The organism is Hydrogenophaga aromaticivorans (assembly GCF_013387465.1).
GTDB lineage: Bacteria > Pseudomonadota > Gammaproteobacteria > Burkholderiales > Burkholderiaceae_C > Hydrogenophaga > Hydrogenophaga aromaticivorans.
This window is the reverse complement of sequence record NZ_VYGV01000003.1, coordinates 121,477-139,614: the sequence shown is the minus strand read 5'-3', so window position 1 is coordinate 139,614 and position 18,138 is coordinate 121,477. Positions and strand designations below refer to the sequence as shown.

Genomic DNA, 18,138 nt, shown 5'->3' with positions numbered 1-18,138 from the left:
GTGGCGCGTCAATCAATAGAAATGGGTACGCAAGTCCTTGATGAGTGAAAGGCTAATGTTTTCTAAAGTACTAATAAATGCCAAAACATTGATACCTGAATGTCGCCGCTGCTCGGTGAATAAGCATGAATTGACATTTGTCAGTTGTTTCAATGTGTTTGTGTCGTTATGTAACTTTTGCTGTTTTAAGTTTCAAGTGCCGGTTTTTCCCTTCCATGAGGGATGGCCTTGAAGGGGGCATTGGCCCCCCCTTCAAAGTCATGGCCTGACGTCAAAGCGCAGCATCATGGCGTGGTCCTCGTGGGAGAGGTTGTGGCAGTGCATGAGGTACTTGCCGGTGAAGTCCCTGAAGCGGATGAACACCTCCACCCGTTCTTCAGGCGCCAGCGTGTACACGTCCATGCGGCCCCGCTCGTGGGCCGGAGGGGCCTTGCCGTTGCGCTTGAGGATGCGCCCTTCCTCCAGGTGGATGTGCACCGGGTGGTGCCAGTCGCCGTGCCCGACCAGTTCCCAGATCTCGGCCGTGCCCCGCTTGACGTTGTGCGCGGCTTTTTCGACGTCGAATATCTTGTCGTTCACCACCCAGATGTCGTTGAGCTCTTTTTTGAACTCGAACCGGCGGCGGTAAACCACCTTGTGCAGCTCAATGGGCGGCAGGGCCCGCAGCGTGGTGGGCACCCGGCTGACATCGGGTTCGGCGGGGTCGCTGTCGACGTCGAAGCGCAACATCTGGTCGTTGGCGGTGAGTCCGGAAGGTCCCCGGCCGTCGGCCATGGCCAGGCGGTTGACCAGGAACAGCTGGCTGCCGATCGGATACTGGCTGAAGTCGATCACGATATCGGCGCGCGCGGCGGGCGGCACGCGCGCGTTGTTCATGGTCAGCGGAGCGGGCAGCAAGTTGCCGTCGGTGGCGATGCGGGTGAAGTTCTGGCTGGTGGTTCCGTTCATCAGATAGAACTCGTAGAACCGGGCCACACTGGCGTTGATGAGGCGGAAGCGGTACTTGCGGCGTTCGACCTTGAAGAAGGGCTGGATCTTGCCGTTGACCGTGAGCTTGTTGCCCAGGTGGCCTTTTTTGATTTCGAGGGCGTTGTAGAGCACGTAGCCGCTCTGGTCGAACAGGAAGTCGGCGAACAGCAGCGGGATGTCGTAACGGCCCACGCCACCCGGTAACCGAAGGGCCTTGGGATTGGTGTCGTGCTCGTCGCCCGAGTCGACATCGTCAAAGAGCAGGTAGGTGCCGAACATGCCGCGGTAGACGTTCTGTTCGGTGAAGTCCATGCGGTGGTCGTGGTACCAGAGCGTGCCGAGCGCCTCGCGCGGGTCGCCGATGCCGGCCGGGTCGGTGCTGAAACCGGCGTAGCGGTTCAGGTAGAGGTGGTCTTTGAACGTGCCGGCCCGCGTGACGCCGGGGCCGTACCGGGCCGCGCTGAAGTAGTCGCCCGCAAAACCGTCGCTCTCCGAGGCGGCGTGCAGATTGTGCAGGTGCACCGTGATCTCGGGCGATCCGTAACCGACGGCATAAGGGTCGATGTCGGCATGGAAGCGCACCAGGGCCGGTTCGTTGTAGCGGGCCACGATCGTCGGACCGGGCAGCATGCCGTCGTAGGCCCAGACGGTGTTCATGGGCAGTTGCGGGTGAAACGCGTGCTGCGCCACCTGCGCGTGGATGTTGTAGAGCTTGCCGGGGCCTCCCGCCGGCCAGAACTGGTGCGCTGCTCGGCCGCATTCGTTTTCCCACGGTTGTGCCGCGGGTGCGGGGTCGAGCGACGCCACATTCTGTTTGGGCTGGTACACCGGCAGCGGCTCCACCCAGGGTGTGGTGGTCGGCCCCACGGCGGGGTCCGGACTTTTGGCAGGGGCTTCTTGGCTGAGCGGGATCGCCGAAGCCGCGGCAACGCCAGCAGCCCCCAGCTGGATGGACTTCCGACGGTTGAGACGCGGCCCCTGGTGGGTGGTGGGTTCAGACATGCTGTTACCTCCGGGCGGGTTGAACGAACCACCAGAAGATGCCTGGTCTGGCGGCCAGGACGGGTCCGTCACGTGTGTCCCGGGAAACGCCGGCTTCAGCTGCAGTGCGCCTCCCCTTCCCGCGCATTTGTTTACATGTGTGATCCGCTGAGCACAGTTTTTGTCCGGCCCGTTTCAGCGTCAATCCATAAAACTGGTGACAACTTTGCCCGGCCTTTTGACGCGTGCTGAGTGGGAAAGGCCACGGTTCTGACGCTCACCTGTGCGTCAAAAGTCGCTCAACGCGGTGATGTTGACAATGCCTGTTCCCCACCGTCAACACCTTGGAGATGTTTATTTCAGTAACTTTTGGGTCTGAAAGAAACGCCACGAAAGCAGCTGTTTCCAGCGCATCTGGACACAGAGCCCCGGCGGGGCGCCGTCACCGGGACGCCTTCAATCCCGCGTGGTGCGCAGGACTTCTTCCTGGCTGGTGACGCCGGCGTTCACCAGCCGCTGGCCGTCTTCGCGCATGGAGCGCAGGCCCGTCGTTGTCGCCGCCGCCAGCAGCTCGCTTTCGGCCGCCCGGCTGTGGATCAGCGCACGGATCGGGTCGTCCACCACCAGCAGTTCGTAGACACCGGTGCGGCCCTTGTAGCCCGCGTTGCAGTGCGCACAACCGGGCGCGGTCCAGCGGCCGTTTTCGTCCTGGCGCCGGCAATGCACGCAGAGCTTGCGCACCAGGCGCTGCGCCAGCACACCGAGCAGCGAGCTCGACAGCAGGAAGGGTTCGACGCCCATGTCGGTCAGGCGCGTCACGGCGCTCACCGAGTCGTTGGTGTGCAGCGTGGCGAGCACCAGGTGGCCGGTGAGCGAAGCCTGGATGGCGATCTGCGCGGTCTCGAAATCGCGGATCTCGCCGATCATGATCACGTCCGGATCCTGGCGCAGGATGGCGCGCAGGGCCTTGGCGAAGTCGAGGTCGATCTTGGGGTTGACCTGCGTCTGGCCCACACCCGCCAGCTCGTATTCGATCGGGTCTTCGACCGTCATGATGTTGAGCGTGCCGGCGTCCAGGCGCTGCAGGGCGGCGTAGAGCGTGGTGGTCTTGCCCGATCCGGTCGGGCCGGTCACCAGGATGATGCCGTGCGGCTGCTGCACCAGGTGTTCGAACTGGGCCAGCACATCGCCCTGCATGCCCACGGCTTCGAGGTTGAGGCGGCTCTCGCTCTTGTCGAGCAGGCGCAGCACGGCGCGTTCGCCGTGGGCGCTGGGCAGGGTGGACACGCGCACGTCCACCGCGCGCGTGCCGATGCGCAGCGAGATGCGGCCGTCCTGCGGCAGGCGCTTTTCGGAGATGTCGAGCTCGGCCATGATCTTCAGGCGCGAGATCAGCGCCGCGTGCAGGGCCCGGTTGGGCTGCACCACCTCGCGCAGCACGCCGTCGATGCGGAAACGCACGCTGGAATGGCGCTCGAAGGGTTCGATGTGGATGTCGCTGGCGCCGTCGCGCGCGGCCTGCGTGAGCAGGGCGTTGAGCATGCGGATGATGGGCGCGTCGTCGGCGGTTTCCAGCAGGTCTTCAATCGCCGGCAGCTCCTGCATCATGCGGCTCAGGTCGGCGTCGCTCTGCACTTCGCTCACCACCGCGGCCGCGCTCGATTCGCCCTGGGCATAGGCCGCGCTGATGCGCTGCGTGAGCGTGTCGCCCGGCTCCCACAGGAACTCGCGCACCTCATGGCAGCGCAGGATTTCCGAGAGTGCAGAGAGGCGCTGCGTCTGCACGGCCGGGTCGGCCGCGGGTGTGCTGCTGCCCAGCAGGGTCAGGCCCTGGCCATCGTCTTCGAGCAGCCACAGATGCTGGCGTGCAAAGGCGTAGGGCAGCGGGTGTCTCATGGGATCAGTTGGCCGGGGCAGCGGGCGGTGACGGCTGCGCCGCTCCGGGCGCGCGCTGGGGTGGTAGCACGGGCGCGGTGTTGACGCGCAGCGCGCTGCTGGGCACGGGCTGGGCGTCTTTCTGCGCAGCGCGCATGAGGTCGTAGCGGTCGAGCGAGAGGTTGGTTGTGGCACGCGCGTCGCGCAGCACCACCGGGCGCAGGAACACCATCAGGTTGGTTTTCTTGCGGCTGCGGGTCTCGCTCTTGAACAGGTTGCCAAAGAAGGGCACATCGCCCAGACCGGGCACCTTTTCCTGGTTGCCGGCGTATTCGTCCTGCAGCAGGCCGCCGAGCACGACGATGCCGCCGTCGTCGACCAGCACCGTCGATTCGATGGTGCGTTTGTTGGTGATCAGGCCGGTGGCCGAGTTGATCGAGGACGCCTGCACGCTGCTGACCTCCTGGAAGATGGTCATCTTGATGGTGCCGTTCTCGCTGATCTGCGGCTTCACGCGCAGGGTCAGGCCGACGTCCTGGCGCTCGATGGTCTGGAACGGGTTGACCGAGCCCTCGTTGCTGCCGGTGTTGGTGAACTGGCCGGTCACGAAGGGCACGTTCTGGCCGATCACGATCTTGGCCTCTTCGTTGTCCAGCGTCAGCAGGTTGGGCGTGGACAGGATGTTGCCCTCGCCGTTCTGCTGCAGGAAGCGCGCCAGAAAGCCGAGGATGTAGACGCCGTTGCGCTGCTGCGCGGCGCCGATGTTCAGGCCGGTGCCGGGCGCTGTGATGCTGGCGGTGTCACCCTGCGCGATGGGCAGCAGGTTGGTCAGGATGTTGTTGCCGCCGGTGCCGAAGTTGGTGCCCATCAGGCCCACCACGCTGTCGCCGAAATTGCCCAGCGGGCCTTGCCACTGGATGCCGAATTCGGCCGCCTTGTCGGCGTTGACCTCGGCGATCAGGCTTTCCACGTAGACCTGCGCGCGCCGCCCGTCGAGCTGGTCGATGACGGCGCGCAACTGCCGGTATTGCGGCTCGGGCGCGGTGATGATGAGCGCGTTGGTGGCCGGGTCGGCCTGGATCTGCCCGCCGGTGGACGGGCTGGCGCTGGCGGCCACCGGCGCCGAGGCCTGGGGGCTGCCGGCGGCGGTGGACCCGGCCGCCGCACGGATGGCGACGGTGGTGGGGGCACTGGTCAGTGCACCGGCTCCGCCCGCGCTGCTTTCGCCGGCCATGGCCGCGCGCAACGTGGCGGCCAGCGAGGTGGCGTCGGCGTTCTTCAGGTAGACCACATGGATGTTGCCGCTCGCGTCCTGCCCCCGGGGCTGGTCCAGCTTGCTCACCAGCGAGCGCACCAGCGCCAGGCGCGCCGGGTTGGCCGCGCGCAGCACCAGGGTGTTGCTGCGCGGCTCGGCCACCAGGGTGGTTTTGTAGGAGGTGTCAGCGGCCTGGCCGGCGCCCACGGTGGCGGGTTCGATCAGGCGCGTGATCAGCGGGGCGATGTCGATCGCGATGGCGTGCTGCAGCGGAATGATCTCGACGTCGGTGGCGCCCGCCACGTCGAGCGCGGCGACGATGCGCCCAATGCGCTGCAGGTTGTCGGCGTAGTCGGTGATCACCAGCGAGTTGTTGCCGGGGTTGACGTTGATGGTGTTGTTGGGGCCGATCAGGGGCCGCAGCACGGGCACAAGGTTGTTGGCGGCCTCGTGGTTGAGGCGGAAGATCTGGGTCACGATCTGGTTCGACGACGCCAGTGAGCTCACCGGGCCCGCGTTCACCGGGTTGCCCTGCAGCTTGGCATCGGCCTCGGGCACGATCTTGTAGAGGCCGCCGGTGTCCACCAGCGCAAAGCCCAGCAGCCGCAGCGCGGCGCTGAACTGGTTGAGTGCGGCCGCAGGAGAAACGGGCCTGTCCGTGGACAGGCTGATGGTGCCCTTGACACGCGGATCCACCACCACGTTGCGCCCGCTGATGGACGCCATGGTGCGGGCGACCGCTTCGATCTCGGCGTCGACAAAACTCAGCACCACGGGCTCGTTGCGCCCGCTTTGCGCCAGCGCGACCGGCCCGGGCAGCAGGCACAGCGCCAGGCTGCCGGCCAGGGTGAGCGTTCTCAGCAGACCCGCTGTCTGCCCGGGTTTCGGGTGGACCCGGGTGGGCTGGGCTCGGGAGGGTTTGCGGTTCATCGCTTGATCCTATCGCGAAGTGCTGGGCATCGGCGGTGCCACGCTTCAGCCAATGTTCAGAATCGAGCGCGGTCCCTGCCTGCGCCCGAGGATGTTGAGCAGGTTGTCCAGCGCCGGCTCGCGCCCGGGGGCGGCCTGGGCCTCGCCCTGGAAGCGCAGCCGTCCACCCACCCACTGGCCGCTGCCCTGCAGCCGCAGCCCGCCGCGCAGCGTGCTCAGGTTCAGCGTGGTGCTGTGGCCGTCGGCCGCGGCCCGCAGTTCCAGCCGGTAACTGCCCAGCGGGCGCAGGGTGGACAGGCGGGACGCCATGTCCAGCGCGTCCACGGTCAGACCACCCTGCAGGGTCAGGCGCCCCTGCACCTGCTGCACGACCAGGCCGCTGGAGCGCAGCGCCAGCTGGCCGTCGGGCCGCAGGGTGTTCCAGGGGGTGCCCAGGCCCACCAGCAACACGGCGGGCCACTGGCTGCTGAAGGCGGCGAGACGCAGTTCCATGCCCTGCCAGCCGGGCAGCAGCAGGATGTCCAGCGGCTCGGGCGAACAGCAGGGTGTGTTGAGCTGGAGCGCGACGGCCGGCTGGCCCGAAGCCCAGGCCGGCGCCAGCCGCCAGCGCAGACCCTGGGGCAGGGCGCTCAGGCTGCGGCTGCCTTCGCCGCCGGTGAGCAGCAGGTCGGCCTGGCCCTGCCAGACGCTGCCACGCGCGTTGACCAGCTGCACCTGTCCCGCGCTGGCGCTGTGCACGGCCGCGGCGAGCCAGCGCGCGGGCGCAAACAGCAGCATCGCCAGCAACAGGCCGAGGCAGCCGCCGAGCCAGGCCAGGCGCACGGACCAAGGGCTGCTCATCGTTCGTCCGACTGCAGACCGGGCCCCGCCAGCACCAGGTTCCCGCTCCATCCGGCCGGGTTGGCCTGCTGCTGGAGCTGGGCCTGCACCGGCAGCAGGCGGGCGTTGACGCGCATCTGGTTCAGCCACTGGGACAGGGCCTCGGGCGCGGTGCCCCGGAAATTCACGCTCGCGCGGTCACCCTGTACCGACACCTGCGCTGTGCCACCCAGCTGGCTGGTGTATTGCTCCAGCGCGCGCAGCGTGGCGGCGCGGCCCGGCGGCGGGCTGCTGTTGAGCGAGCGCAACTGCTCGGCACTGGCGGCCAGTTGTTGCATCTGCGCCAGTTGGGTGTCCAGCCGGGCATGGCGTTCGGGTGCCTGGCGCAGCGTGCTCAGGGCCGGCGCGAGCGCCAGCCACCACAGCAGACCCAGGCCCACCACCCAGGCGGCGGCGACCACGGCGCGCCGTTCGCGGAGCGACAGGCGTTCGAGCGCCGCACCCAAGCCCTGTCCGAAACGGGCCAGGGCAGCGGTGGGTCGGGTGCGTGTGTTCATCGGTGTCAGGGGGTTGCCGGGCGCAGGGTGAGCTCGGTGTCTTTGAGCTGCGCCTGCCAGCCGCTGCGCTGCAGGGTTTGCTGCAGCGTTGCCAGTGCGTCTTCGCTGTCGGGTGTCACGGTGAAGCGGCCTTCTTCGCTGCTGAAATCGATGCTGCTCAGTGCCGCTGCAGGGTCGTCGGTGGCCTGGCCCAGCACGCCGAGCATGGCTTCGAGGTCACGGTGGGACAGCGTGCCGCTGGCCTGCTGCAGGCGGGTCAGTTCGCGCTGCATCTGCAAGGGAGCGTCGAGCACCAGCTTGACTTGCGGAAAGCTGCGCTGCAGCGTCTGCCCCAGGGCCTGCTGTTTGGCCGCGAGCACGCGCCGCTCCTGCCAGGCGGCGGCATTCAGGCCGATGAGCTGGACCACCAGCAGCGCGGCCAGCCCCCAGCGCGCAGGCCGCCAGGCCGGCGCACTGCGCCACTGGCGCAGGGTCTGGCGCAGGCGCTGGCCGCGCCGGGCGGTGCTGGACAGGCTGAGGTCGAACTGCGCCAGATTCCATTCGGACTGGGCGCAGCGCAGCAGCCAGGCCGGCAGCGCCACGAGCTCGAAGCGCTGGCCGAGCAACTGTTCGGCTTCGGCCGCGGCGGCGGGCTCGGCCAGCCACTGAATGGCGCCGTCGGGCGTTTCGGCATCCCCCGGGGTGGGCGTGACCAGGGCCGCCACGCCGGTGCTGCCGGGTTGCAGCGGCGTGCAGACCACACCCAGCGCGCTCGCGCTTGCGAGCCAGGGTCGACCCCCCTGGTGGTGGGCCCAGTGAACCGTCGGAGGGGTCACGCTGCGCGACGATGCGAGGTGCGGCCAGATCGACGGCACGATGCGCGAGACCGGACGGCCCGCGTCCTCGAGGATTTGCAGCCAGGTCTTGAGCCAGGCCTTGTGGCAGGCGGCCACCCACACCGTCTGCCCGGATCGGCCACCGGGTTCGAGCGCGAAATGCAGTTCGGCGCTGTCGCTCAGCAGGTGTTCTTCCAGCACGCCGTCGAGCACGGCTCGCAGCTTGGCATTGGCCACGCGGGGCAGGGTGGCGCGGTGCCAGGACACGGCGTGGGGTGGTAACACCAGCACCACCTCGTCGTCGGCGGGCAGCAGCGAGGCCGCGCAGGTGCCGTGTTCGGCCAGTTGTTGCCCGTTGCCTGAACGCGCCCAGTCCAGTGTCGCACCGGAGGCGGTGGCGCTGGCGACGGAGAACGATGTGGGTGTGAGGATCAGCACGTCGGGCCTGGGTCAGGGAAGGGTGCGCGCACGCGGGATGTTCTGCATTTTAGGGACCGGCCGCGTGCCGGCGGATCGCCCCTGGTGTCGCACACCCTGCCGGCGCGTCATGGGCGGGCGGCGACGCGCTCGCGCCACCGGACGTTGACGTTGAGTCCGTTGCGCACCACCAGCGAATGTTCTTCGGTCACGGTGTCGTCCAGCCGCAAGCGGACCCGGACCTCAAAAAAGCGGCTGCGCACATCGTGTTGCTGGCTGTTGACGGTTTCGCTGGTGGCACCGGGAATGCGCGCCTGCGCGCCAGGCAGGTCCCGGAAGGGCCGGTCGGCGCGCTCGCTGACCAGCAGTTGCGCCTGGGCCAGGTCCAGACCGGGGATGCTGGCGCTCAGCGCTTCGGCGCTGGCGGTGTTCAGGTTCAGGGTGCTGCGTTCGGGCAGCACCGTGACGTGGGGCTGCAAGGCCTTCAGGCTCGCCGGGCTCACGCCCAGCCAGCCGAGCTGCGCAAAGCGCGTCGGGAGCAGTGGGGTGGGCGAAGGCTTGGGGTCGTTAAGCGTCAGGTTCGACGTGTTCAGCAGGGCTGAAACCAGGTTGTCGAGTTCGGCCTGCGGCCGATCCAGCAACTGGTAGAGCTTGGTGAAAGCCGCCAGATCGGGCGGCGAGACCTCGACCTGGGTTTTCGCACCGCTGCCGGTGCTGCGGACCAGGTTCAAGGCGTTCAGGCGCGACTGTGCGTCGGACATTTCGCCCGACATGAAGGCCGGCAACATGTCGTCGGCGCTGTTGCTGTTGTTGTTCTTGTCGGCGGCCAGAAAGCTGGAGAGCTGGGCTTCTTCGAGCGGTGTGGCCCAGGGTTCGCCCAGGTGATCGGCGTGGCCGCTGTTGCGGTTGCCCCGGGCATCTTCCCGCAGGATCAGCCGCGCCCAGTCCAGCGCGCCGGTGAGTATCCAGCTCGCCTGCACGCGCTGGCGCTCGGCCGCCTCCACCTCGGCCGAGCGCCATTGTTGCCACACGGCGGCCGAGGCCAGCGTGGCGACCAGGGTCACGACCAGCATGGCCAGCAGCAGTGCGGCGCCGCGCTGGCGACCGATGGGGCGTCGGCGGTTCTTCATCATGGCGATCCGGCCGCCAGCGTCGGCCGCACCCAGTCGCGCACCAGCGTGCCCGAGAGGCCCTGGCCCGCAGACAGTTCGAGCACCAGGCGCACGCCGTTGGGCAGCAGGCTCACGCCCGCCACGCCACGCCCTTCATTGCCTATGGACGACAGCGGATTGCCCCACGTGGCGCCGCGGTGGTAGAAAAGTTGCCAGCGATCGATGCCGATGAGCGCGAGCGCGGTGTCGTTGGTGCCCGCGCCATCGCGCTGCTGTTCACCGAGTCCCCACTGCGAGGCGCGTGCCCAGGCTTGCGCGAGTTCGTCGCGGCGGCGCAGCGGTGGCGATTGCCAGCGCATCCATTGCGGGCCGCCGGTGCCGCCGGCCGCCGGGTCTTTGCGCGCCCAGGCGACCACACGGATGCCCGGACTCTGCAGTGCGTTTTCGGTGCTGTCGCGCCGGGTCAGGCGCAGCACGCGGCCGTCAAAATCCAGCGCACCCAGTTCGCCGGTTTCGACCAGCGCGTCCAGATCGGCGCCCCACTGACCCAGTGCCGCCTGCAGCCGCAGGACCTCGTCGGCGCGCTGCTGGGTGATTTCCTGGGCGCGGTTCATGCCGTCGAGCGAGCGCCAGCTGAGCAAGGCCAGCACGCCCATCACCGCCAGCGCCACCAGCAGTTCGATCAGCGTGAAGCCGCGGTGCTGGTAGCGCGACGACCCGCGCCGCACGAAACGGTCCAGCCCAGGGCACCGCCGGGCCGGCTTTGCCGGACGGCCAGTGCCGCTCCCTTGGGGGTCGCGCGAAGCGCGGCGGGGGTGTTTCATCTTAGTACCGTCCCATCACCGTGGACAGGGTGAGCAGCCGCGCATTCACCCCTTGCACCGGCCCCTCGACCACGGCGTCGACGCGCCGGAAGTTGGGGTTCGGCGTCGGCAACACGGCCAGCCGCACCTGCAGCTGCCGCCCTGCCTGCTCGCAGGTGCTCGTGCTCTCGCCCACGCCCGGCAGCTGGCGGTTCAGGCGCAGTCTGGTCAGCTCGTTTTCGGCGCAGATCTGGGCCAGCCATTGATCACTTTGCCGCTCCGCGGCGCGGGTGAGGGCGCCGGTGGCCTGCATGCCGGCGGCCAGCGTGATCGCCACCACCGCCAGCGCGACCAGGATTTCGATCAGGGTGAAACCCCGGGCACGGTTTTCACCAGAACGCGCGGTGTTCATGGCGCAGCATCCTCGGGCAACACGGCGAACGGCGAGAGCCCGTCGGTGCCCAGCGTCAGCTGGTGCTCGCCGTGCATTAGCCGCAGGCGCTGCGCCGCGATCAGGGGCTCGGGACCCAGCACCAGGCTGCTCGCTCCGGTGGGCTGGGCGATCTGCACCCGGGTCTCCGGGTGCAGCCAGCGGCGTTCGTTCGCCAGAGAGGCCGGCGCCTGCGGACGCGCCGGCGCGCCCAGGAATTCGAACCCCTCCGCTGTCGGCCGCCAGTACACCGGCACACCGCTGCTGCGCGACTGGGCACGCGCCGATTCGAGCAGCGCCGACAGGCGCAGGGCTTCGGTTTCCAGCCGGCTGCCGTCGTTGTCGCGCAAGGTCAGGCTCACGCCGGCCGTGGCCAGCGCCACGATGGCCACAACGACCATCAGCTCCAGCAGGGTGAAGCCCCGCTGGGGCGAGCTGGTGCGTGATGGGGTCGACAACACCTCAGAACTCCGGCAATGCGTTCGGGCGCGAGGACAAACAGGCTGAAGTCAACGAGCCCCTGTGCGCGAAGTGCCTCAACCCAGCGGGTGCCGAAGATCCGGCTCCGCCGGTCCAAAGGCACCGTCCCCCTGGGGGGAAGCCGCGCAGCGGCGCAGGGGGGTGTTTGTTCACTGCCAGCTGCCGACGTCGGCGTCGCGGCCTTCGCCACCCGGCTGGCCGTCAGCGCCCAGCGACAGCACGTCGACTTCGCCGTGCACGCCGGGGTTGAGGTACTGGTACGGACGGTTCCAGGGGTCGCCCGGCAGCTTCTCCAGATAAGGGCGCCAGTTGGGTGGCACCGGGTTGATCGTGGGCTTGACGAGCAGTGCGTTCAGGCCCTGCTCGCTCGTGGGGTAGCGCTGGTTGTCGAGGCGGTACAGCTTGAGCGCCTGCATCAGGTTGTTGACGTCGGTCTTGGCCGCGGTGACGCGGGCGTCGTCGGCGCGATCGAGCACGTTGGGCACGATCAGCGCGGCCAGCACGCCGATGATGACCAGCACCACCATCAGTTCAATGAGCGTGAAGCCGCGCTGCAGCGAACGCCGCCAGGTGGGCATCAACGTCGTGGTGTGTGGGGGCAGAGGGTGGTGTTTCAAGGCGATCTCCCGGGAGCAGATGGCTGGGGTGCGCCGGTCTGAACGGCATCCAGCGGCAGGCACACCCACAGAGGGTCGTGACAGGCGGTCGATCATAATGCGGCCATGAACAAACGGGCATTCTCCGGGCGCGTCTTCAACCCTGTGGCCAGTGCGGCAGCGGGCTGGACGGGTGGCCGTTTCTGGCCCGCTCTGGCTGCCGGCTTGTTCTGGCTGGCGGCGGGCTTGAGTGCCGGGTACTGGGCGCTGCGTGTGTGGGGGCAGGGTCCTTTGACCCCGCTGGCCGCGCTGGCGGTATCGGCGCCCCAGGCCGACGTGGCCGCGGTGGCCCGCGCGCTGGGATCGCGTCCGCCACCGGGGGTGGCCGCAACCGCGCCGCCGCCCGCGACGCGTTACCGGCTGATCGGTCTGGCGGTCCGCCCAGGGCAGGGCGGCGCAGCCCTGATCGCGATCGACGACCAGCCGCCGCGCCCCGTGCGGGTGGGCGATGCGCTGGAGGCGGGTTTGGTGCTGCAGTCGGTGAACGGCCGTGAAGCCAGGCTGGGACCCCAGCGCACCGGGCCCAGTACGGTGCAGCTGGTCCTGCCGAAGGTCGAGGACTGAGAAAGACCCCGGTTCAGTGCGCCAAGAGCCGCTGGGCCGCCTGCAGCAGGGGCCAGGCCAGCAAGGTGCCCACACCCTGACCCATGCGCAGTTCCATGTCCAGCAGTGGCTGGGCTTGCAGGTGGATCAGGAGCAAGCGGTGGCCCGGGTCGGCCGACCGGTGGGCAAACACCAGGTAGTCCGCCACAGCAGGGACCAGACCACGCGCCACCAGCGCTGCCGCTCCGGCCACAAACCCGTCCACCAGCACCACGCGCCGCTCGCTCGCAGCCTGCAGCATCGCGCCGGCCATCATGGCGATTTCAAATCCGCCCATGGCGGCCAGCGCGTCCAGTGGCTTGACCGCTTTGCGGTGCCGGCTGGCGGCGGCGAAGAGTTTCTCCAGCTTGTGCTTCAGCCAGACCTCGTCCGGGCCGGCGCCGACTCCACAGGCGTCGCTCAGTGGCACACCGCACAGGCGCGACAGCAGCAGCGCTGCGCAGGATGTGTTGGCCACGCCGACATCGCCGAGGGCGAGCACGTTGCCGGGCAGGTGCTTCACCACGTCCATGCCTGCGTTCAACGCGGCAATGGCCTGCGGAACCGACATGGCCGGACCCAGCACCATGTTGCGGGTGCCGTAACCGATCTTGCGCAGCAGGAGCGGGACTTGCGACGGGGCATCGTCGGGCAGCAGGATGTGGGAGGCCACACCCGCGTCCACCACCGTCAGATTGAAACCCTGCTGCTCGGCCAGGCTATTGACCAGTGACGTGCCCTGCAACATGTGCAGCACACGCTGGCGGGTGAGGCCCTGTTCAGACAGCGAGACGCCTTCGTCGGCAATGCCGTGGTCGCCGGCAAACACCAGCAACTGCGGTTGGTCGAGACGGACCTGATCGAAGATCAGCGGGCTGGCGTGCTGGATGCGGGCCAGCTGCAGGGCCAGTGTTTCCATGCGGCCCAAGGCGTGTTCGGGCAGGTGCTCCGGCCGGAGCACCTGCCGGAGGTACCGCTCCAGTTCAGCGTCATCCGTGGGCTCCACCTGCGGCCACTGGGGTTCGGGCAAGGACGCTCTGTTCCGGGGTTCTTCAACCACTGTTTCAGTCCTTGCGTCCATAGTGTCGGTGCCTCAGCTTTTGAGAAACAGACGGTACACCGGATTGGCGGTTTCCTCGACGTACGGGTAGCCCAGTGTGTCGAGGAAGCGCGCAAACGCCTTGTCGTCCTTGGGCGGCACCTGGAGCCCAACCAGGATGCGGCCGTAGTCAGCACCCTGGTTGCGGTAGTGAAACAGGCTGATGTTCCAGCCCGGGCGCATGAGGCTGAGGAACTTGAGCAAGGCGCCCGGCCGCTCGGGAAAGACGAAGCGCAACAGGCGCTCGTCCTGGGCCAGCGGTGAATGCCCACCCACCATGTGGCGAATGTGTTCTTTGGCCAGGTCGTCGTGCGTGAGGTCCAGCGCCTCGAATCCCTGGCGCTTGAAATTGGCGGCGATCCGGGCCGACTCGCCCTTGCCCTGCGTGGTCAGTCCCACAAAAACGTGCGCCGTGTCGGCGTTGCCGATCCGGTAGTTGAACTCGGTCACGTTGCGCGGACCGCCGGGCAGGTCGCCGATGGTTTCCAGAAAACGTTTGAAGCTGCCGCGCTCCTCGGGGATGGTCACGGCGAACAGGGCCTCGCGTTCTTCGCCCACCTCGGCGCGCTCGGCCACGAAGCGCAGCCGGTCGAAATTCATGTTGGCGCCGCACAGGATGGCGGCGTAGGTCTCGCCCTTGGTCTTGTGCTTGGCGACGTACTGTTTGACCGCGGCAACCGCCATCGCGCCTGAGGGCTCGACGATGCTGCGCGTGTCGATAAAGATGTCTTTGATGGCGGCACACACCGCGTCGGTGTCGACCACCATGAACTCGTCCACCAGACCGCTGGCGATGCGGAAGGTTTCTTCGCCCACGAGCTTGACGGCTGTACCGTCCGCGAAGAGACCCACATCGGCCAGCGCGATGCGCTGGCCCGCCTGGACCGATTGCATCATGGCGTCGGAGTCCACGGTCTGCACCCCGATCACCTTGATCTCCGGTCGCACCGCCTTGATGTAATTGGCCACACCCGAAATCAACCCACCGCCGCCAATCGCGACGAACACCGCATCGAGGTGGTCCGAACCCAGACTTTGCAGTTGTCGCAGGATTTCCATGGCAATCGTGCCTTGGCCGGCGATCACGTCCGGGTCGTCAAACGGGTGCACGAAAGTCAGGCCCTGCTTTTTCTGCAGCGCCACCGCGTGGGTGTAGGCATCGGAGTAGCTGTCGCCGTGCAGCACCACGTCACCGCCAAGCGCCCGAACCGCATCCACCTTCACCTGTGGCGTGGTGGTCGGCATCACGATCACCGCGCGGGTGCCCAGCTTGTGGCCGCCCAGCGCCACGCCTTGGGCGTGATTGCCGGCCGACGCACAGATCACGCCCTTTTTCAGCTGCTCGGGGGTCAGCTGCGCCATCTTGTTGTAGGCACCGCGCAGCTTGAAGCTGAACACGGGTTGCTGGTCTTCGCGCTTGAGCAGCACCGTGTTGTGCAGACGCCGGCCCAGGTTTTTTGCCGGTTCCAGAGCCGATTCAACGGCCACGTCATAGACCCGGGCTGTCAGGATCTTCTTGAGGTATTCGGCGGGTGTCAGCGTTGTGACGGGGGACGAGGCCGGCAGAGCGGCAGGGGCGGCGGGCTTTTTGGGGCTGACGGGCATGGTGTTTCCTCGGTGCTCATCATATAGAGCGCGCCAGTCGGCCAAAAAAAACCCGGACTGGAAGAACCGGTCCGGGTTTAAATCCACCCTTGGAGGGCAGAGGAGACAACCTTCAATACAATGACGTCAGTATAGCGCTCGCATGCTGCAACGCAACATCCTGAATCCTGAATTTGCTCCTTTTTAGGGAGCAGATTCAAAAATCGTCGTTTATTTCACATCTGGAAGCTTCATGGAATGCACCGTCTCCTGGACCGGCGCCACCGGCACCCGATCGCACATGGGTTTTGTGGCGGAAACCGGCAGTGGTCATGTGTTGGCGATGGACGGTGCTCCAGACGCCGCGAAACCTGAAAATGGCGGGGCCAACATGGCGCCGCGGCCCATGGAAACACTTCTGGCAGGCACGGGTGGCTGTACCGCCTACGACGTGGTTCTGATCCTGAAACGTGGCCGCCACGATGTTCGGGGCTGCAGCGTCAAGCTCAGCACCGAACGGGCCGAGACCGATCCCAAGGTCTTCACCAAAATCCACATGCATTTCACGGTCACCGGCAAGGCCATCCCGCCCGCGGCGGTGGAGCGAGCCATTGCCATGAGCCACGACAAATACTGTTCTGCCAGCATCATGCTGGGCAAGACGGCGGAAATCACCACCGGTTTCGACGTGCTGGAAGCCTGAGACCCACGCTGAAGGGGGTTTCAGGCGCTCAGATCCGATGCGCCACCGTCGTCATCACACGGGCGGCAAGCCGCATCAGGCCCCTGACGGGTTCTGGCAACTCGGTGGCACCCGCGTGTTGGGCATCGCGGGCGTGGCGTGCTTCGTCGTCCTTCATTTGAGCCACGATGGCCCTTGACGCCTGATCATCGGGAGGCAGGCGGTCCATGTGGCTCGCCAGATGCGCTTCCACCTGGCGCTCTGTCTCCACCACAAAGCCCAGGCTCACGCCTGGCCCAAAGCGCCCTGCCAGCAAGCCCAGTCCAAAAGCACCCGCATACCAGAGCGGATTCAGCAAAGAAGGGCGAGCACCCAGTTCGTCCAGCCGCTCCCGGGTCCAGGCCAGGTGGTCCGTTTCTTCCCGTCCGGCGGCTTCCAGCTGTCGCGCCAGCATTTCATTGGTCGTTGCACCGCCCATGCGAGCGGCCAGCGCTTGGGCGGTGTACAGCGCCTGGGCACAAACCTCGCCCACGTGGTTCACCCGCATCAGCGCGCCTGAAAGCCGCCGGTCGGCGTCCCCCAGATCGACATCGCCGCGTTCGGGCAGGATGGGGCAGGCGCGTGAAGCGCGCGGGGGCACGAACAGCGTGCGCAGTGCCGAATCGGTAGCGTTCAGCAAGGGATCCAGGGACATGGGTGTTTCTCCAAAGTCGGCAGCGTGACGGTGGTTCTCGCCTCGAGGATCAAGGCGGGTTGGCCTTCAGGCGTCAGTCTGTCAGACATCAAAACAGACTGTCCATCAAGGCACTTGGTGGAATGTGTGGGCGGTCTGGGAGTCTGTTGTCAGGGAACAACAGAAGCCTTAGGGTTTACCCAGAGTCAGCCCTGTGAGCATGGCGGCGGGCAGTGCATTCTGGTGCAATCGATTCAGCTTCCAAAACGGAGGTTGGCTCGGGGGCATCAGACCCGCGGCCTCTTTTTTCAACCTTGGAGATACTCTTAATGAAAAAGACCCTGATTGCTCTGGCCGCCGTGGCTGCTACCGGCGCCGCCTTCGCTCAGTCTTCCGTGACCCTGTACGGCGTGGCCGACGTGGCCCTGACCAAGTCGACCGACACCTCCGCGGCTGTGATGAGCGCTGGCGCTTTGAACAACGGTACCAGCCGCTGGGGCGTGCGTGGCACCGAAGATCTCGGTGGCGGTCTGAAGGCCGGTTTCAACTTCGAGCAAGGTCTCAGTTTGGGCGATGGCTCCATCTCCACCGCTGGCGCTGGTGACTTCGGCCGTGCTGCCTGGATGAACCTGAGCGGTGGCTTCGGTGACCTGCGTCTGGGCCGCAGCCTGACGCCTTCGTTCTATGGCATCGCTGCCTGGGAACTGACCGGCACCGCCAACTACTCGGTGGTCGGTTCGCAGTTCGGCTTCCTGAACACCCGCAGCTCTGCCCAGCTGATGTACACATCTCCCAGCATGGCCGGCTTCTCTGTCAGCTTTGCTCACGTGCTCAAAGGCAACAACGTCGTGGGCGCCGTGGCCGCTACCGCCACAACGCCTGCTGTCGCGGGTGTTGAGCGTGCGCGCAACAACCTGAACGCCATCTACCGCAACGGCCCGATCGTGGTGGCCTTCGCCTACGACAAGGTCCAGGATGCTGAGGCCGGCAAGTCGCTGGGCGGCAGCTACGACTTCGGCGGCTTCAAGCTGGCTGGTTCCGTGATGGATCCTTCCGGCGTTGCCAAGGGCTTCACGCTGGGCGGCAGCACCACCATGGGTCCTGTGACCCTGACGCTGGATGTCGCACGCGACACCGAAGCCAAAGACACCGATCTGCTGGTTGAAGCCAAGTACGCTCTGAGCAAGCGCACCTTCACCTACGCCGCGATCGTCCGTGATGGCAAGGGTGAAGACGCCAAGAACTTCAACCACTTGGCTCTGGGTGTGCGCCACAACTTCTGATCTGGCGCCGGCTTGAGCTGGCGACCGGTCCGAATCAAAACCCCTGTCGGTCAGCCGGCAGGGGTTTTTTATTGGTGGGTTCGTTGCATGTGGTCTTGTGGCTCACTTCTGGTTTCTTCTGAGGTATGTCGCTGTG

The 18,138-nt window shown here is 66.9% G+C and carries 17 protein-coding genes; 3 read left to right on the top strand and 14 right to left on the bottom strand.

Annotated features, from left to right (window positions below; translation table 11 throughout):
* Positions 1 to 258 precede the first annotated feature (258 nt).
* From F3K02_RS02715 to gspG, 11 genes are all read right to left on the bottom strand, one after another.
* Positions 259 to 1,971 carry a multicopper oxidase family protein gene (locus tag F3K02_RS02715; protein WP_246309113.1) on the bottom strand — a complete coding sequence of 571 codons (1,713 nt, stop codon included), beginning with the start codon at positions 1,969 to 1,971 and terminating at the stop codon, positions 259 to 261.
* A 435-nt stretch (positions 1,972 to 2,406) separates the two neighbouring features.
* On the bottom strand, positions 2,407 to 3,846 hold the full coding sequence (gene gspE, locus F3K02_RS02710; RefSeq protein ID WP_177133041.1) for a type II secretion system ATPase GspE: 1,440 nt from the start codon (positions 3,844 to 3,846) through the stop codon (positions 2,407 to 2,409).
* Positions 3,847 to 3,850: 4 nt separating this feature from the next.
* Positions 3,851 to 6,010, bottom strand: a complete 2,160-nt coding sequence (gene gspD, locus F3K02_RS02705) for a type II secretion system secretin GspD (RefSeq protein ID WP_177133039.1) — start codon at positions 6,008 to 6,010, stop codon at positions 3,851 to 3,853.
* A 45-nt stretch (positions 6,011 to 6,055) separates the two neighbouring features.
* Complete coding sequence (gene gspN / locus F3K02_RS02700; protein ID WP_177133037.1) at positions 6,056 to 6,850, bottom strand: type II secretion system protein N; 795 nt, start codon at positions 6,848 to 6,850, stop codon at positions 6,056 to 6,058.
* Complete coding sequence (gspM, locus tag F3K02_RS02695) at positions 6,847 to 7,386, bottom strand: type II secretion system protein GspM (RefSeq protein ID WP_177133035.1); 540 nt, start codon at positions 7,384 to 7,386, stop codon at positions 6,847 to 6,849. Before gspM ends, gspN begins: the two co-directional genes overlap by 4 nt.
* 5 nt (positions 7,387 to 7,391) lie before the next feature.
* Positions 7,392 to 8,639 carry a type II secretion system protein GspL gene (gene gspL, locus F3K02_RS02690; protein WP_177133033.1) on the bottom strand — a complete coding sequence of 416 codons (1,248 nt, stop codon included), beginning with the start codon at positions 8,637 to 8,639 and terminating at the stop codon, positions 7,392 to 7,394.
* Between the two features lie 107 nt (positions 8,640 to 8,746).
* The gene (gene gspK / locus F3K02_RS02685; RefSeq protein ID WP_246309111.1) at positions 8,747 to 9,748 is read right to left on the bottom strand and encodes a type II secretion system minor pseudopilin GspK; all 1,002 of its coding nucleotides are present in this window, start codon (positions 9,746 to 9,748) and stop codon (positions 8,747 to 8,749) included.
* Positions 9,748 to 10,554: a PulJ/GspJ family protein gene (locus F3K02_RS02680; protein WP_218179337.1), complete on the bottom strand. Its 807-nt coding sequence runs from the start codon at positions 10,552 to 10,554 to the stop codon at positions 9,748 to 9,750. Before F3K02_RS02680 ends, gspK begins: the two co-directional genes overlap by 1 nt.
* A gap of 1 nt (position 10,555) precedes the next feature.
* Positions 10,556 to 10,945 (bottom strand): type II secretion system minor pseudopilin GspI, encoded by a 390-nt coding sequence (gene gspI, locus F3K02_RS02675; RefSeq protein WP_177133027.1) that lies wholly within the window; start codon positions 10,943 to 10,945, stop codon positions 10,556 to 10,558.
* Positions 10,942 to 11,421 carry a prepilin-type N-terminal cleavage/methylation domain-containing protein gene (locus tag F3K02_RS02670; protein ID WP_281362704.1) on the bottom strand — a complete coding sequence of 160 codons (480 nt, stop codon included), beginning with the start codon at positions 11,419 to 11,421 and terminating at the stop codon, positions 10,942 to 10,944. Before F3K02_RS02670 ends, gspI begins: the two co-directional genes overlap by 4 nt.
* Before the next feature lie 171 nt (positions 11,422 to 11,592).
* The gene (gspG, locus tag F3K02_RS02665; RefSeq protein WP_177133186.1) at positions 11,593 to 12,021 is read right to left on the bottom strand and encodes a type II secretion system major pseudopilin GspG; all 429 of its coding nucleotides are present in this window, start codon (positions 12,019 to 12,021) and stop codon (positions 11,593 to 11,595) included.
* 144 nt (positions 12,022 to 12,165) lie between these two features.
* Here gspG and F3K02_RS27740 point away from each other — a divergent pair, with 144 nt between their 5' ends.
* Entirely contained in the window at positions 12,166 to 12,663 is a 498-nt protein-coding gene (locus tag F3K02_RS27740; RefSeq protein WP_177133025.1) for a general secretion pathway protein C, read from the top strand.
* Between the two features lie 13 nt (positions 12,664 to 12,676).
* Here F3K02_RS27740 and F3K02_RS02655 read toward each other — a convergent pair whose 3' ends face one another.
* Both F3K02_RS02655 and ilvA read right to left on the bottom strand, forming a co-directional pair.
* The gene (locus tag F3K02_RS02655; RefSeq protein WP_246309107.1) at positions 12,677 to 13,711 is read right to left on the bottom strand and encodes a nicotinate-nucleotide--dimethylbenzimidazole phosphoribosyltransferase; all 1,035 of its coding nucleotides are present in this window, start codon (positions 13,709 to 13,711) and stop codon (positions 12,677 to 12,679) included.
* 63 nt (positions 13,712 to 13,774) lie between these two features.
* Positions 13,775 to 15,385: a threonine ammonia-lyase, biosynthetic gene (gene ilvA, locus F3K02_RS02650; protein ID WP_177133021.1), complete on the bottom strand. Its 1,611-nt coding sequence runs from the start codon at positions 15,383 to 15,385 to the stop codon at positions 13,775 to 13,777.
* Between the two features lie 232 nt (positions 15,386 to 15,617).
* Between ilvA and F3K02_RS02645 the strand changes: the two genes are divergently transcribed.
* On the top strand, positions 15,618 to 16,067 hold the full coding sequence (locus F3K02_RS02645) for an OsmC family protein (protein ID WP_177133018.1): 450 nt from the start codon (positions 15,618 to 15,620) through the stop codon (positions 16,065 to 16,067).
* 28 nt (positions 16,068 to 16,095) lie between these two features.
* Here F3K02_RS02645 and coq7 read toward each other — a convergent pair whose 3' ends face one another.
* Positions 16,096 to 16,740 carry a 2-polyprenyl-3-methyl-6-methoxy-1,4-benzoquinone monooxygenase gene (coq7, locus tag F3K02_RS02640; protein ID WP_177133016.1) on the bottom strand — a complete coding sequence of 215 codons (645 nt, stop codon included), beginning with the start codon at positions 16,738 to 16,740 and terminating at the stop codon, positions 16,096 to 16,098.
* A gap of 308 nt (positions 16,741 to 17,048) precedes the next feature.
* Between coq7 and F3K02_RS02635 the strand changes: the two genes are divergently transcribed.
* Positions 17,049 to 18,002, top strand: a complete 954-nt coding sequence (locus F3K02_RS02635; protein WP_177133014.1) for a porin — start codon at positions 17,049 to 17,051, stop codon at positions 18,000 to 18,002.
* Positions 18,003 to 18,138 lie beyond the last annotated feature (136 nt).